Annotated in this window: 12 protein-coding genes; 8 read left to right on the forward strand and 4 right to left on the reverse strand. The window is 70.8% G+C overall.

Translation table 11 applies throughout. The features are described 5' to 3' along the window. Nucleotides 1-24 precede the first annotated feature (24 nt). Both ACIA6T_RS05115 and ACIA6T_RS05120 read right to left on the reverse strand, forming a co-directional pair. Entirely contained in the window at nucleotides 25-1,215 is a 1,191-nt protein-coding gene (locus ACIA6T_RS05115) for an MAB_1171c family putative transporter (RefSeq protein ID WP_399445166.1), read from the reverse strand. Further along, nucleotides 1,212-1,721, reverse strand: coding sequence for a toxin (locus tag ACIA6T_RS05120; RefSeq protein WP_399445167.1), 510 nt, complete (start codon nucleotides 1,719-1,721; stop codon nucleotides 1,212-1,214). Before ACIA6T_RS05120 ends, ACIA6T_RS05115 begins: the two co-directional genes overlap by 4 nt. 287 nt (nucleotides 1,722-2,008) lie before the next feature. On the opposite strand from ACIA6T_RS05120, the gene ACIA6T_RS05125 reads away from it, so the two are divergent. From ACIA6T_RS05125 to ACIA6T_RS05145, 5 genes are all read left to right on the forward strand, one after another. Next, nucleotides 2,009-3,361 (forward strand): extracellular solute-binding protein, encoded by a 1,353-nt coding sequence (locus tag ACIA6T_RS05125; protein WP_399445168.1) that lies wholly within the window; start codon nucleotides 2,009-2,011, stop codon nucleotides 3,359-3,361. Next, nucleotides 3,358-4,299 (forward strand): carbohydrate ABC transporter permease, encoded by a 942-nt coding sequence (locus tag ACIA6T_RS05130; protein WP_399445169.1) that lies wholly within the window; start codon nucleotides 3,358-3,360, stop codon nucleotides 4,297-4,299. The genes ACIA6T_RS05125 and ACIA6T_RS05130 overlap by 4 nt, the downstream gene beginning before the upstream one ends. Then, the gene (locus ACIA6T_RS05135; RefSeq protein ID WP_399445170.1) at nucleotides 4,296-5,162 is read left to right on the forward strand and encodes a carbohydrate ABC transporter permease; all 867 of its coding nucleotides are present in this window, start codon (nucleotides 4,296-4,298) and stop codon (nucleotides 5,160-5,162) included. The genes ACIA6T_RS05130 and ACIA6T_RS05135 overlap by 4 nt, the downstream gene beginning before the upstream one ends. 21 nt (nucleotides 5,163-5,183) lie before the next feature. Next, the gene (locus ACIA6T_RS05140) at nucleotides 5,184-6,152 is read left to right on the forward strand and encodes an arabinan endo-1,5-alpha-L-arabinosidase (RefSeq protein ID WP_399445172.1); all 969 of its coding nucleotides are present in this window, start codon (nucleotides 5,184-5,186) and stop codon (nucleotides 6,150-6,152) included. 90 nt (nucleotides 6,153-6,242) lie between these two features. After that, complete coding sequence (locus ACIA6T_RS05145; protein WP_399445173.1) at nucleotides 6,243-7,748, forward strand: alpha-N-arabinofuranosidase; 1,506 nt, start codon at nucleotides 6,243-6,245, stop codon at nucleotides 7,746-7,748. Between the two features lie 16 nt (nucleotides 7,749-7,764). On the opposite strand, the gene ACIA6T_RS05150 is transcribed toward ACIA6T_RS05145, so the two are convergent. Continuing rightward, nucleotides 7,765-10,608, reverse strand: a complete 2,844-nt coding sequence (locus tag ACIA6T_RS05150) for a beta-galactosidase (protein WP_399445174.1) — start codon at nucleotides 10,606-10,608, stop codon at nucleotides 7,765-7,767. A 294-nt stretch (nucleotides 10,609-10,902) separates the two neighbouring features. Between ACIA6T_RS05150 and ACIA6T_RS05155 the strand changes: the two genes are divergently transcribed. The 3 genes from ACIA6T_RS05155 to ACIA6T_RS05165 all read left to right on the forward strand — a co-directional run bounded on the left by ACIA6T_RS05155 (nucleotide 10,903) and on the right by ACIA6T_RS05165 (nucleotide 14,159). Next, complete coding sequence (locus ACIA6T_RS05155; protein WP_399445175.1) at nucleotides 10,903-11,553, forward strand: DUF4360 domain-containing protein; 651 nt, start codon at nucleotides 10,903-10,905, stop codon at nucleotides 11,551-11,553. Between the two features lie 213 nt (nucleotides 11,554-11,766). After that, nucleotides 11,767-12,744, forward strand: a complete 978-nt coding sequence (locus tag ACIA6T_RS05160; RefSeq protein WP_399445176.1) for an arabinan endo-1,5-alpha-L-arabinosidase — start codon at nucleotides 11,767-11,769, stop codon at nucleotides 12,742-12,744. Further along, nucleotides 12,726-14,159, forward strand: a complete 1,434-nt coding sequence (locus ACIA6T_RS05165) for a family 43 glycosylhydrolase (RefSeq protein ID WP_399445177.1) — start codon at nucleotides 12,726-12,728, stop codon at nucleotides 14,157-14,159. Before ACIA6T_RS05160 ends, ACIA6T_RS05165 begins: the two co-directional genes overlap by 19 nt. A 55-nt stretch (nucleotides 14,160-14,214) precedes the next feature. Here ACIA6T_RS05165 and ACIA6T_RS05170 read toward each other — a convergent pair whose 3' ends face one another. Further along, nucleotides 14,215-15,426, reverse strand: coding sequence for a helix-turn-helix domain-containing protein (locus ACIA6T_RS05170; protein ID WP_399445178.1), 1,212 nt, complete (start codon nucleotides 15,424-15,426; stop codon nucleotides 14,215-14,217). Nucleotides 15,427-15,493: the final 67 nt, after the last annotated feature.

Raw genomic sequence — 15,493 nt, forward strand, 5'->3', positions numbered from 1 at the left:
GGCTCCTCTCGTCCGGGGCCCGGTTCACGCGGTCCCCGCCGTGGTCGTACGGCTCGGCACCACGTCGGCCGCCGGTGCCGGAGCCGCACCGGCCAGCGCGTCGGCGATCCGGAGCAGGACGGCCGGGTCCGGCACCCGGTCCAGGGACCGGCCGCAGCCACCGCCGTCGCGCGGCGGGACCCGGCGCCCCGCGTCCGCCTCCTCCCGTACCGCCGCGGTGATCACCGCCGCCCACGCGGCGGCCTCCGCGCGCTCCGCCTCCCCCGTCGCGGCCGGCGCACCGGCGCGGGTCCGGTCGTACAGCTCCCGGTCGAAGTAGGGGGCCAGGTGGCTCAGCGCGTTGTGGACGCTGGTCTGCCGCCACATCAGCCGTGTCGTGGGGGAGGCGAGCCCGGGCCGGGGCAGCCGCAGCGTCCGGCGGGTGAGGAGGTCGTCCAGCGCCCGCTCCAGCGGTTCAAGGCGGGCGTACGTCCGTCGTGCCCGCCGCCACTCGGTGATCCGGGGCGCCGCCAGCGGCACCAGCACCCCGACGACCGTCAGCAGGGCGCCGAGCCCGGCGGCGGCCGGGGAGACGGTGGTGCCGAGCCCCGACCAGTCCCGCCCGGACCAGCGGGCGCCCACCGCGACCAGCTTGGCCACGCTGTACCCGGCCCCGCACAGCGAACCGGTGCCGAGCAGCGTCAGCCCCGCCCGCAGCCCGCCCCGCACCCGGCGTGCCCAGCGCAGCGCCGACACGGTGGTGACGGTCACCGCGGTGAGGTGCGCGACCAGGTAGAGCACGATCATCTGGGCGATGTACGGCGTCGTCGCGTAGTAGGTGTCCAGGTCGGTACGGCGCTCCACGGGCGCCTCACCGAGCGCGAACGTCACCGCGATGCCGAGGACGACGACGGTGTAGGCGAGCAGCCAGCGGCGGGCGGTGCGGCGCACCCGGGGCCCGCCGCGCCAGTGCACGACGAGGAGCTGGGACGCGGCACAGTACCCGGTGATCGCCGCATAGGTGACCGGCGCCGCGAGGTTCGGCACGTCGCCGATCCGGTTGACGGCGCCGACCGTCGGCGGCGCCCCCAGGAAGAAGCACAGCCCCGCCAGGCCCAGCACCGCGCAGATCGCCCGCAGATACGGATCGCGCCGGTGCCGCAGCAGGTCGGGGGCCCGCACCAGCAGGCCGAGCCACAGGGCCCCGCAGCTCACGTAGTTGACCAGGCCGCTCATCTCCTGGTCCCGCGGTGGTTGAGCGCGGCCCCGATGCGTCCGGCGAGGTCCGGCGGGTTCTCGGGGCCGCCGCCCTCCGCGGCGTACACCGAGTCGGTGGAGGCCTCCAGCCAGGTGCGCAGGCGGCGGCCCATCAGCATGCCGAAGCGGTCGGCCTCCTGTTCCTCGGCCAGGCTGAAGTCGGTGCGCGCGGCGACGGGTCCGGGCCGTCCGCCGGTGGCCGTGCCGGTGTCCGCCTGCCGGCGGCTCATGTGCCACACCTCGTGGCAGAGGATCACGATCTGGTGCCAGACGGCGGCCCGTTCGTCGACCACCACGTCGTCGTGGCCCTCGCGCTCCAGCCACAGTCCGCTGGCCGTGTGCGGGGGGAACGCCGCCCGGTGGACGACCACGTCACGGCCCCGCCAGGCGCTGACGGAGGCGACCAGCGCCTCGAACAGGACCTCGGGGTCCGCCGGTACCGGCACCCGGATGGGGCCGATGAGGGCGTCAGCGAGACGACGCATCTCCTTCCTGGTACGCACCGCTGTCTCCCTGTTCCCCTGGGTGTTGCCCGGTCACCAGTGCAATATGCCAAGTCGGGTGCCGTCCCGGCCAGTTCCCCGTGCGACGCGGTCACTCGGTGACCGCCGCGGTGTCCCCGGGTGCCACGGCGGGAGCGAGGCGCTCGGGAAGTCCGGCTGTGAGTTCCTGTCCGAACCATTGACGCGTCGGCCCATCACCTCTACGGTCCGTTCGAAGTTACGGGCGTCATTCGATATCTCGAACAATCCATGAGCAGATGGGGCAGGGCATGGGACGACCTGGCCTGAATCGCAGGCAACTCCTCGCCGGAATGGGCGGGTTGACCGTCGCCGGAAGCTTCGGCTTCGCGGCGCTCGGGACCGGGGCCGACGCGCTCGCCTCCGGAGCGGACACCCGCGTGCGCTACTGGAACCTCTTCAGCGGCGGCGACGGATACAACATGATCTCGATGCTGGACTCCTTCCGTGAGGACAACCCCGGCATCGACGTGAAGGACTCCACCCTCCAGTGGGGCAATCCCTTCTACACCAAGCTCGCCATGGCGGCCGCGGGCAACCGCGCCCCCGACCTCGGGGTCATGCACATGGGCCGGGTCACCGGCTTCTCGCCGGGGCGGCTCCTCGACGCCTGGGACATGGGCCTCCTCGCGAAGTACGGCGTGCGCGAGGAGGACTACAACCCCGCGCTGTGGAACCGCGGCGTCATCGACGGCAAGCTCTACGCCCTGCCGCTCGACATCCACGTCCAGCTCTGCTTCTACCGCAAGGACGTGCTGAAGAAGGCGGACCTGCTCGGCGACGACGGCCGGATGATCCCGGTGACCTCCACCACCGAGTGGTTCGACGTCCTGAAGAAGGCCAAGAAGGCCCAGAAGAAGGGCCTGCAGACCATCGGCCTGTGGACCAACGACCAGAACTTCCAGTGGTGGTTCTTCGTCGCCTTCTACACCCAGCTCGGCGGTACCTGGTTCGACGACGCCAACACCGAGGTCACCTTCGACACCGACAAGGCCACCGAGGTCCTGGAGTTCCTCCGCCGGCACGTCACCGACGGGTACGTCATCCCGGGCGCGCCGACCGGCGAGCAGTTCGTCAACGGCGCCCCGTTCACCTGGGAGGGCAACTGGTCGGTGCCGGTCTTCTCCGGCGCGGAGCTGGACTACGGCGCCACCCCGCTGCCGTCCGTCTTCGGCAAGCAGGCCACCCACGCCGAGTCGCACGCCTTCGTGCTCCCGCACCAGTCCGGCCGCGGCGGCACCACCGACAACGAGGCCGCCCACCGGCTCGCCGCCTACATCGTCCAGCACGCCCAGCAGTGGGCCGCCGGCGGACACATCCCCGCCCACACGCCGACCCTGTCCACGGACGCGTACAAGAAGCTCGAACCGCAGAACGAGTACGTCTCGGCCATGGACCACCAGGCCACCGAGCCGAAGGTGTGGTTCGCGGGCTCCACCGGCGTCCTCGCCCAGGACCTCGGCCCCGTGGTCGTCTCCTCGACGATGGGCTCCGCCAAGCCGGACGCCGTCGCACGGCGGATGAAGAGCCGGCTCACCACGCTCCTCGCCTCGAAGAACCCCATGGACGGCAGGACCGCCGCGCAGGGAGGTGCGGTCGCATGACGACGACCAGTGCAGAGACCGTCATCCGCCCGGCACGCGCGAAGACCGCCACCGCCGGCGCCACCGTCCGCCGCAAGCAGGGCTTCCAGCACGGGGGCTGGTTCCTCGCCCCCTTCCTGACGCTCTTCGTGCTGTTCATCGTCTGGCCGCTGCTGCGCGGCGTCTACCTCAGCTTCACGGACGCCAACATCTCCGGCGAGGGCGCGAGCTTCGTCGGCCTCGACAACTACCGCGAGGCGCTGAACGACTCGGCGATGTGGGACGCGCTCGGCCACAGCGCGTACTTCACGCTCCTGGTCGTGCCCTGCATCACGGTCATGGCCTTCCTCCTCGCGATGCTCGCCCACCACATCGAACGCGGCAAGTGGCTGTGGCGGCTGTGCTTCTTCGTCCCGTTCCTGCTGCCGTCGACGGTCGCGGCCAACATGTGGCAGTGGCTGTTCACCCAGGGCATCGGCCTGTTCAACCACACCCTCGGGACCGACACGCCCTGGCTGACCGACAAGTCGTACGCCATGTTCGCCATCGTGATCCAGACCCTGTGGTGGACGGTCGGGTTCAGCTTCCTGCTGTACCTCGCCGCCCTCCAGGGCATCCCGGGCCACCTGTACGAGGCGGCCAAGCTGGACGGGGCGAACGCCTGGCACCGCATGGTCCACATCACCCTGCCGATGCTGCGCAACATCACCGGCCTGGTGATCGCGCTCCAGATCCTCGCCTCGCTGCAACTGTTCGACCAGGCCGTCGTGATGATGGACTTCAGCCCCGGACCGGAGCTCAGCACCCGCTCCTTCGTCCAGTACACCCTCGAACAGGGCTTCACCGGCTACCGCGTGGGCTATGCCTCCGCGATGTCCATCATCTTCTTCGTGATCATCGCAGCCGTCGCCCTGGCGCGGATGTGGCTGCTGCGCAACCGTGAGGAGGGCGGCCGATGACCACCGCCGCGACCACGCCGACACACACCAAGTCCCGCAAGCGCTGGACGCCCAGCCAGATCGTCCTCACCCTGCTCGGTACCGCCGTCTCCGCCGTCTTCGTGGCGCCGATCGCCGCGGCCCTGCTCACCTCGTTCAAGTCCGAGGCGGAGGCCGCCGAGATCCCGCCGCACTGGCTGCCGGAGGTCTGGACGGGCCAGGCCTGGAAGGCGCTCTTCGAGACCGGCAACATCACCAACTGGTTCGTGAACTCCCTGGTGGTGTCCGTCTGCGTGACGGCGATCGTGCTGGTGACCGGCGCCCTCGCCGGATACGGCTTCGCCCGCACCGAGTTCCGCGGCAAGAACGTCCTGATGGGCGTCGTCATGGCCGGCCTCATGGTCTCCCCGGCCGTGCTCGGCGTCCCCCTGTTCACCACCGTCCAGCAGATGGGCATGGTCGACACCTACTGGGGCATGATCCTGCCGCAGTGCGCGCCCGCCGCGATGGTCTACATCCTCTACAAGTTCTTCCAGGGCATCCCGCGCGAACTGGAGGAGGCCGCCTTCATCGACGGCGCCGGCCGCTGGCGCGTCTTCCTCACGATCATCGTGCCGCTCTCCCGCCCCTCCCTCGCGGCGGTCGGCATCTTCACCTTCATCAGCTCGTGGAACAACTTCCTGTGGCCCTACATGGTCACCAACAACCCCGACCTGATGACCATGCCGAACGGCATCGCGACCGTCATGAACTCCTACGGCATCCAGTGGGCCCAGCTCATGGCCGGCGGCCTCATGGCGGGCCTGCCCCTGATCATCGTCTTCGTCTTCTTCCAGCGCCAGATCGTGGCGGGCGTCGCCCACACCGGTCTGGCCGGCCAGTGATCCCGCCGAGGGGAGCCTGATGTGAAACGCCCGAGACTCGTCACCCTCCTGGCCGCCGCGGTCGTGGCCCTGCTGCCGACCACCGCCCAGGCGGACGTGACCTACCCCGACCCCCAGCCGGTCACCGGCCAGCAGATCATCCACGACCCGACCGTGATGCGCCTCAAGTCCGGCGGCTACGTGGCCTATTCGACCGGCGGCGTCATCGGCGCCCGCACCTCGAAGGACCGCGTCCACTGGACGGACGCGGGCAACGCCTTCGCCGAACCACCGAGTTGGTGGTACGAGTACAACGACACCGGCGACCCCTGGGCCCCCGACCTCACCTACCGGGCCGGCCGCTACTGGCTGTACTACGCAGTCTCCTCCTGGGGCACCAACCACTCCGCGATCGGCGTGGCCACCTCCCGCACGGGCCTGCCCGGCACCTGGACCGACCACGGCAGGGTCTTCACCTCGGAGACCACCGACCACTGGAACGCCATCGACCCGGCGGTCGTCCGGGCCGACGGCCGCCTGTGGATGACCTTCGGCTCGTACTGGACCGGCATCCGCATGGTCGAACTGAACCCGCGAACGGGCAGGGCGATCGAGAACCCCACGGTCCACCACCTGGCCACCCGCCCCGACGAGCCGTACGCGGTCGAGGGCCCGGAGATCGTCAGACACGGCCGCCACTACTACCTGTTCGCGTCGTACGACGCGTGCTGCTCGGGCGTGAACTCGACGTACAGGATCAAGGTCGGCCGCTCGACATCGATCACCGGCCCGTACGTGGACAGCAAGGGCACCCCGATGCTGGAGGGCGGCGGCGACCTCCTCCTCGCCGGCCACGGCAAGTACGTGGGCACGGGTGGCCAGTCCGTCTTCCGCGACCGGGACAAGGACTGGCTGGCCTACCACTACTACGACGCAGAGGACGAAGGCACGCCCAAGCTGGGGCTCAACAAGCTGAGCTGGACAAGAGACGGCTGGCCCACCGTCCTCTAGGGGCGCGGGGCTGTGTCCATGTGCGGCTCCGCCGCGCGGGCGCGACCAGCCACAACGCACCCGCACTCGAAAACGCACCGAAAGGAACCCATGCGAACCGCCCGCTTCACCCTGGACCCCGCCTTCACCGTAGGTGAGGTGAACCCCCGCCTCTTCGGCTCGTTCGTGGAACACCTCGGCCGCTGCGTGTACACCGGCATCTTCGAACCGGACCACCCCACCGCGGACGCGGAAGGCCTCCGCACGGACGTCCTGGACCTCGTCAGGGAACTCGGCGTCACCGCCATCCGCTACCCCGGCGGCAACTTCGTCTCGGGCTACAAGTGGGAGGACTCCGTGGGCCCCGTGGAGGACCGCCCCCGCCGCCTGGACCTCGCCTGGCGCTCCACGGAGACCAACCGCTTCGGCCTCTCCGAGTACATCGCGTTCCTGAAGAAGATCGGCCCGCAGGCCGAACCGATGATGGCCGTCAACCTCGGCACCCGGGGCGTGGCGGAGGCCCTGGAGCTCCAGGAGTACGCCAACCACCCCTCCGGCACGACCCTGTCGGACCTGCGCGTCGAGCACGGCGACAAGGACCCGTTCGGCATCCGCATGTGGTGCCTCGGCAACGAGATGGACGGCCCCTGGCAGACCGGTCACAAGACCGCCGAGGAGTACGGCCGGATCGCCGCCGAGACCGCCCGCGCCATGCGCCAGATCGACCCCGGTGTCGAACTCGTCGCCTGCGGCTCCTCCGGCCAGTCCATGGAGACCTTCGCCGAGTGGGAGGCGACGGTCCTCAAGGAGACGTACGACCTGGTCGACCACATCTCCCTGCACGCCTACTACGAGCCGCTCGACGGCGACGTCGACTCCTTCCTCGCCTCCGCCGTCGACATGGAGTCCTTCATCGAGAACGTGGTCGCCACCTGCGACCACGTCGGCGCCCGCCTCAAGTCCAGGAAGAAGATCGACCTCTCCTTCGACGAGTGGAACGTCTGGTACCTGTCCCGCACGGAGGCCCAGGTCAGCGCTCTCGACTGGCCCGAGGCCCCCCGCCTCCTGGAGGACAACTACAACGTCACCGACGCCGTCGTCTTCGGCTCGCTGCTCATCGCGCTGCTCCGGCACGCGGACCGCGTCACCGTCGCCTGTCTCGCCCAGCTCGTCAACGTGATCGCCCCGATCATGACCGAGCCCGGCGGCCCGGCCTGGCGGCAGACGACGTTCTTCCCGTTCGCCCAGGCCTCGAAGTACGGCCGGGGCGAGGTGCTCGACGTGCGCGTGGACTCACCGACGTACGAGACGAAGAAGTACGGCGAGGCCGACCTGCTGCACGCCACCGCCGTGCGCGCCGAGGACGGCACGGTCACCGTGTTCGCCGTCAACCGCAGCCGCACCGAGTCGCTGCCGCTGGACGTCGCCCTCAACGGCCTCGACCTCACCTCGGTCGTCGAGCACAGCGCCCTCGCGGACGCCGACCCCGACGCCCGCAACACCCTCGCCGAGCCCGAGCGGGTCACCCCGCACACGGTCGACGGCACGGCCCTGGACGACGGCCGGCTCTCCGCCGTACTGGAGCCGCTGTCCTGGAACGTGATCCGGCTGGCGTGAGTGTCCGGCGGTGGGCTCACCTCCTCCCCGGTGAGTCCACCGCCTCCACCGGAACCCCGCCCCGCACCGCGCCCAGCAGCGTCAGCCGCACATCCCGCGGGCCCGAGGGCGTGGTCCCGTCGGACAGCACCGCCAGGGCCAGTGTGTTGGTCCCACGTGTGCGCAGAATCCCGTTCGGCAGGACGAAGGTGTGCTGCGGGCCCACATCGTTGATGTACTGGCCCATGTTCCAGCCGTTGAGGAAGATCTGGACCCGGTAGGCACGCTCCGGGTCGTCGTCGATCGTGAGCCCGATCGAGGCGTCCACGTCGGCGGGCACGTTCAGCCGGAAACCCGTCCGGCACCAGGTCACCCCCTGCCGCCGCACCTCCCGCGGGAACTCCGCGGCCCGCCACTCCCGGTCGTCGAACCCCGGCAGGTGCCAGCCCTCCCGCTCCCCGTACAGCCCGCCGTTGTTCAGCGGCCCGCGCACCCGGTCCGGCGCCGTGGCGCCCTGGATCCGCCACTCCACGCTCCGGGAGCCGCCCCCGAACCCGACGGCCACGAGCCCGCGCGCGGCCTTGTGCGTGTCCTCGGCCCGCTCGTCCCCGTCGTGCTGCATCGGCCGTACGAGCACCGACAGCACGTGCGGGCCCCGCTCGCGCCGCTCCTCCGGCACGTCGAAGGAGGCCGTCGCCGTCCACGTGCCCCGCCGGGCCGTGTCCTCGTCCGGCACCGGCATGCGGTGCGTGCCCAGCGGGCGGCCGTCCAGCCAGGCCATCAGCAGTCCCTGGGTACCGGTGCTGTAGGACAGCGACACGGACTCGACACCGCGCGTGTCCTCGAACCGCCCCCGGTACCAGACGTCGCCGTGGTGGAAGCCGTAGTCGTCCGCGAAGAGGACGGGACCGCCCTCGGGCACGGGCGTGGTGCTGTGCGACGAGGTGAGATCGGCGGCCGGCCACGCCGAGTCGTCGAAACCGGCCTCGGACTCCGGGTTCTCCGCCCGTCTCCGCCAGCCCTCCAGCGCGGGCAGCCGCACCTCGGGCGTGTTCGGCATCAGCCCCTCCATCGCCAGGCTCCCGGCCCGGCTGACACGGGTGCGCACCGGCCGTCCGTTCCAGGTCACGGCGGTGATCCCGCGCGGTGCCCACACCTCCAGGCCCATCCCGCCGACGTGGTCGCCGACGAGATGGGCGGTGGAGCCGCGCAGGGTGACCGAGCGGAGCAGCGCCGGGCCGTGGACCAGCAGCGAGCCGGACGGGGTCTCGTACGGCCACAGGTGCAGCGCCGTCGCGTCGTCGGCGAACAGCAGCAGCATGGGCGTCTCGGAGTCCCCGCCCTCGACCAGCACCCTGCTCAGCCCGCCCACCCCGAGCGGCACCACGACGTTCAGCCTGCCCCGGTCGTAGGACCATCCGGGCTCGTCGTCCAGCCGGCTGGTGACCGGTTCGGTGTCGCAGTCCAGCGCGACCTGGGCCGTCTCACCGCTGCGGCCCGTGAACAGGGCGATGTCCTGCCGTCCGACGGTCATGTTCAGCGTGGGCTGCGCGGTGGTGTACGCCAGTTTCCGCCGGCCCAGTTCCAGGCCGGTGGTGAGCAGCTTGGCGTCCCGCGCGCCGACGGTGACCGGTACGTCGATGCCGGTGTCCGGCAGCATCGAGCCGACCGGCTCCGCGGAGTCGTTGTGCAGGACGTACACCTGGGCGCCGGTGTCGGGGTTGGCCAGGTGGCGCACCTTCAGCCGGTCGTCCTCGGCCCGCACCTCCTTCGCCGGGTCCAGCCGGGCGAGGTCGGGCACGGTCCGCAGCAGATGGCCGAGCTGCTGGAGCGCGGCCAGTTTCGGCGTCGGCCGGCGGCCCTCGTCGATCGCCGCCCCGTAGTCGTACGAGGTGTAGACGCCCGGCCCGGGCAGCCAGCCCCACGAGGTCCCGCCGAACGCCACCCGGACGTTGTGCACCGTGACGCCGTCGGCGAGGCTCGTGAGGTGGGCGCGCCGCTCGTGGGCCGCGTCGTGCGTCCGCCGCACCTGCGCGTACCCCTTGCCGCCGGAGGTGGCCCCGCCCCACGGATCGGCCGCCCCGCCGGCCGCCCCGGCGAGCACTCCGGGCGCCTGCCGGCCGGTCTCGCGCTCACCGAGGTGCCCGTCCGCGTGGAAGAGCGGTACGTCGATGCGGTCGGCGCGCGCCTTGTCGTACAGGTGGGTCAGATAGGCCTGCCCGGCCGGCTCGTCGGCGAAGACCTCGAACCCGTCCTCGAACCGGTACAGCAGCACGGTGCCGCCGCCCGCGGTGAACAGGTGCCGTACGGCGATGCGGTTGACGGCGCTCAGCCACTCGTCGACGTGCCGCAGGTACTCGGGGTCGGTGGTGCGGGCGCGGCCCTCGGTGGCCGTCAGCCATCCGGGGAAGCCGCCGGCGTCGAGATCGGCGGAGCCGAGGTACGGGCCGGGACGCAGGATGACGTACAGCCGCTCCTCGGCGGCCATGGTCAGGAAGAGGTCCAGGTCCCGCACTCCGGTGAAGTCGTACGTCCCGGGCGCGGGGGAGTGGTGGTTCCACGGCACGGGGACGCTGACCGCGTTGCACCCGCCCGCGCGCAGCTTCTGCAGCACGTCCCGCCACAGGGAGGGGCTGGGCAGCCGGAAGGGGTGCAGCTCGCCGGACCACAGCACCAGGCGCCGGCCGTCGACCAGCAGCGAGTACCGGTCGTGGCCGATCCGGTGCCGCTTGCCGTCCGCGCTCGGGGGAGGGGGCGGCGGACCCGTCGGCACGCCGCGCGGTCCGTGCGCGCCGGTCGCCGCCCCGCCGCTGCCGGCCAGCGCGAGACCGAGCGCCGCCGTACCGGCCAGGGCGGTGAAGGTACGCCTGCTGAGCTCCAAGGGAGCGCCTCCTGCTTGTACTGCCACACGGGGTGCCGGTGGGCCATTGTCCATGAACCGGTGCCTCCGCGTTCACATGAGGGTTCCGGTACGCCTGTTTCCTCCCGTTTCGGTGTGGTGGAAGTGAATGGCCGGAGTTGGCCCTGTCCGCCGGTCGTGGGGCTTCGTACGATGCGAGCGCTCCCGGCCTCCACCGCACCTTCATGCCTCCTTCACGAGGCCGGGGGTACATGTGCGTGCGTTATTGGCATGTACATGATATTTCAATCACCCCCCACCGAAGGACGGAGAACCATGGCTGGTGGACTGCTCCTGAGCGCGGCGGCGGCCGCGCTCCTCACCGCCGCGTTACCCGCGCACGACCCGTCGGCCGGTTTCGAGGACCCGCCGCCGGACAAGATCGTCATCAAGGTCGCCACGGTGAACGGTTCCGGTTGCCCCCAGGGCACCGCCGCGGTCGCCGTCTCCGCGGACAACACCGCCTTCACCGTGACGTACAGCGACTACCTCGCCCGGGCCGGCGGGAACTCGGACCCCACGGCCTTCCGCAAGAACTGCCAGCTCAGCCTGCTGGTGCACGTCCCCCAGGGCTTCACCTACGCCGTCGCCAGCGCCGACTACCGGGGCTTCGCCTCGCTCCGGTCCGGCGCGAAGGGGACGCAGAGGGCGTCGTACTACTTCCAGGGCTCCCCGAACACGGAGTACCGCAGTCACCCCTTCGTGGGCCCCCTCGACGACAACTGGCAGGTCACGGACGAGACCGACTGGGCCCAGCTGGTCTACGCGCCCTGCGGGGTCCAGCGCAACTTCAACATCAACACGGAGCTGCGGGTGAGCGCGGGCACCTCGTCCCCCGACGACGTCAGCTTCATGACGATGGACTCCACGGACGGGGACATCAGCACCGTGTACCACCTCGCGTGGAAGGAGTGCCCGGAGGGGTGACGGCCCGCTGAGGAGCGGGAACGGGAGCGGGCGGGCCGGCGCGGCGCATGCGCGGCCCGCCCGCTTCCTCGGCGAGGCCGTCCGTGCGGAGGCAAGTGGTGCCGCGCGGACCATTGACGCGCAAGTGGTTCGATTCTACGGTCCGTTCGAACTTGCGATCGTCGTTCGCAATCCCGAACGACCTCCCCACCCCCACCGCAAGGAGAACCCCGTATGAGCCGCACCCTCCGGAAGCGCACCGCCCTCCTCTCGATCCCCGCCGCAGCCCTCCTGGCGCTGATGCCGTCCACCGCCTCGGCGTACCCCGACCCCGGCCGCGTCACCGGGTCCGTCGTCACGCACGACCCGTCGATGATCCGGACCTCCTCCGGGCAGTACCTCCTCTACGCCACCGGCGGAGGCGTCTCCCACAAGACCTCCACCGACCGCACCGCCTTCTCCGCCGGCGCCGACGCGTTCTCGTCCCGGCCGAGCTGGTGGCGGAACTACTCCTCCGTACCGGAGGCCTGGGCGCCGGACATCTCGTACCACGGCGGCAAGTACCTGATGTACTACTCCGTCTCGAAGTTCGGCTCGAACACCTCCGCCATCGGACTGGCCGGCTCGACCACCGGACAGCCGGGCAGCTGGACCGACTACGGCACCGTGTACACCTCCGGCTCCTCCAGCGACTACAACGCCATCGACCCCAACCTCTTCGTCGACGACGACGGCAAGTGGTGGCTGTCCTTCGGCAGTTGGTGGACCGGGATCAAGATGATCCGGATCGACCCCTCCACCGGGAAGCAGCTCTCCTCCCACACCACCCGCTACTCGCTCGCCTCCCGCCCCTCCGGGACGAAGGCCGTCGAGGCGCCGTTCGTCGTCAAGCGGAACGGCTACTACTACCTCTTCGCCTCGTACGACACCTGCTGCGCCGGCACCGGCTCCACCTACAAGGTCAAGGTCGGCCGCGCCACCAGCGTCACCGGGCCGTACCGCGACAAGAACGGCGTCTCGATGATGAACAACGGCGGCACGCCCGTACTCGAGTCGCACGGCAGCGTCATCGGCCCCGGCGGCCAGTCGATCATGAACGACGTCGACGGGGACCTGATCGTCTACCACTACTACGACGGCGACGACAACGGCACCCCCAAGCTCGGCATCAACCTCCTGAACTGGAGCAGCGGATGGCCCGTCGCCTACTGACCCTGCCGGCCGCGCTGCTGCTCGCCCTCTCGTTCGGGCAGTCGTCCGCGCAGGCGGCCTCCTTCGGCAACCCCGTCAAGGCCCAGAAGGGCGCCGACCCCTGGATCGTCCGCCACGACGGCCACTACTACCTGGTCAGCACGTCCTGGACCGACGTCATCACCATCCGCAGGTCACCCACCCTCGGCGGCCTCGCCACCGCCCCCGGCGTGCAGGTGTGGCAGGGTGACGCGGCCTCCCGGTGCTGCAACATCTGGGCACCGGAACTGCACTACCTCAACGGGCGCTGGTACCTGTACTACGTGGCCGGGCAGAACATCGCCGACTACAACCCCACCCAGCGCAGCCACGTCCTGGAGAGCGCCGGGTCCGATCCCATGGGGCCGTACAGCTACAAGGGACGGCTGAACTCCGGCTGGATGCTGGACCCCACCGTCGCCACCGTCGACGGACAGCTGTATCTCTTCGGCAGCACGCACAACGGCACGCAGAACATCGTCGCCGCGCGCATGTCGAACCCGTACACGGTGAGTTCGTCCTTCTCGACCGTCTCCACGCCCACGTACGACTGGGAACGGCAGGGCGGCACCGTCAACGAGGGCCCGGAGATCCTCCAGCGGGGCGGCCGCACCTTCCTCGTCTACTCCGCGAGCGGCTGCTGGACCCCCGACTACAAGCTCGGGCAGCTCACCCTCACCGGCTCCGACCCGGCCTCCGCGTCCTCCTGGACCAAGAAGTCCACGCCCGTCTTCCAGCGCAGTGACGGCAACGGCGTCTACGGTCCCGGCCACAACGGCTTCTTCACCTCGCCGGACGGCACGGAGAGCTGGATCGTCTACCACGCCAACGACTCCGCGTCCGAGGGGTGCGACAACGGGCGTACGGCACGGGCGCAGAAGTTCACCTGGAACGCGGACGGTTCGCCGAACTTCGGTACGCCCGTACGGCTCGGGGCGGGCCTCACCGGTCCCTCCGGTGAGCCGTCGACCGTCTCCACCACCTACACCCTCACCAACCGCAACAGCGGCAAGTGCCTTGATCTGTCAGGGAGTTCGTCCGCCGACGGCGCCCATGTGCAGCAGTACGCCTGCAACGGCGGCGCCAACCAGCGGTGGCGCCTGGAGGACCTCGGCGACGACACCCACCGGCTGGTGAACGTCGCCAGTGGCAAGGTGCTCGACACCGAGAACTGCTCCTCCGCCGACGGCGCCGACCTGAGGCAGTGGTCGTGGCTGGACAACACCTGCCAGCGGTTCCGGTTCGTGGCGACGGACGGCGGTCACGTCCGTATCGTCAACCAGGCCACCGGCAAGGTCGCCGACGTCGCCGACTGCTCCACCGCGGACGGTGCCGACGTACGGCAGTGGACCTGGCTGGACAACGGCTGTCAGCAGTGGCGGCTGAACCCGGCGTGAGGCCCGTACGAGGCCGGCGTGGGGCCCGTACCAGGTCTCCCACCGGCCTCGGGGGTCACTCCGTGCCGTCGTGGCCCCGCAGGTGGAGCGAGCGGAGGGCCACCTCGATGGCGAAGCGGTGGTCGGGGTCGGCGAGCCGGTCGCCCAGGTAGGTGTCCAGCATCCGCAGGCGGTAGCGGACGGTCTGGGCGTGCACGCCCAGGATCTCGCCGACCTGTTCGGCGGGCGCCCGGGTGGAGACGTGGACCCGGAGGGTCTCGACCAGCCGGTCGCGCCGCCTGGCGGGCAACTCGTCGAGCGCGGCCAGTTCACGCGCCGCGACACGGTCGACGAGGGCGGAGTCGGACAGCAGCCACAGGGTCGTCAGATGATCCTCGCAGCGGATCAGCGGGGCGTCGGGGACGACATCGTCGTCAACGAGCTGGAGCACACGGCGGGCCCAGCGGACGGAGTCGGCGGCCTGCGCGATCGGCACGGTCAGGCCCACCGCGGCACGGGTGCCGGTCAGGGCCGTACGGATCATGTCGAGGCGCCGGGGGGTGAGGTCCCCGGGGACGAGCAGGTGCGGTTGCGGTATGTCCAGGTCGGCGAGGACGTCCCGGTCGAGTCCCGCCTGGATGTGCTCCGGCACCGGGGGGCGCAGGGCGACGAGGAAGCACGAGCGGGGCAGCTCCCAGGCGGCGGCCTTGCACAGTTCGGAGACGGTCGTCCGGGGCATCGGCGAGGAGGCCAGGAGGAAGTGCAATAACTGCCTCCGTAACGCCGACTCCTCGGAGGCGGCCCGCTCCCGCACCTCCGCGTACCCCTCGCGGGTGATCGCCTCCAGTTCCTCGACGTACGCGAAGAGGGCGTCGGCGAAGGCGAGGACCAGCGCGGGGGAGAGGCTGTACTGCCGTCCCAGCGTCTTGGCCCGGCGCAGTGCGATGCGGGCGCCGAGCCGGTAGGCGCCCTGCAGTACCTCCAGGTCACGGCCCTCGTAGGCCTCCACCCGGCCGAACCTGCGCAGCAGTTCGTCCCGCAGCTCCGAGCTGCTGCCGGGGTCGGCCACCCGGTCCACGAAGGCGGTCAGCGCCTGTTCGACGCCTTGGCGGATCGCGTCCCCGTCCGGGCCGTTGAGCAGCCTGCCGTACACCGGGTAGGTGCGGGTGACCTCGGTCCGTATCTCGTTCAGCAGCCCCGGAAGCAGCGGCCGCATGAAGGCCGCGAACTTCTTGGGGAGCGGGTCGAGCGGTTCACCGAGCACCGAGGGACGCGCGCTTGAGGGCATGAGTGATCCCTTGCTCTCCGACATGTCCGGTGGGGCGGCCGGCCGGCCGGGTTCCGCCCTCGTCGGG

It is taken from the genome of Streptomyces sp. NPDC051740 (assembly GCF_044453165.1).
Taxonomy (GTDB): domain Bacteria; phylum Actinomycetota; class Actinomycetes; order Streptomycetales; family Streptomycetaceae; genus Streptomyces; species Streptomyces atrovirens.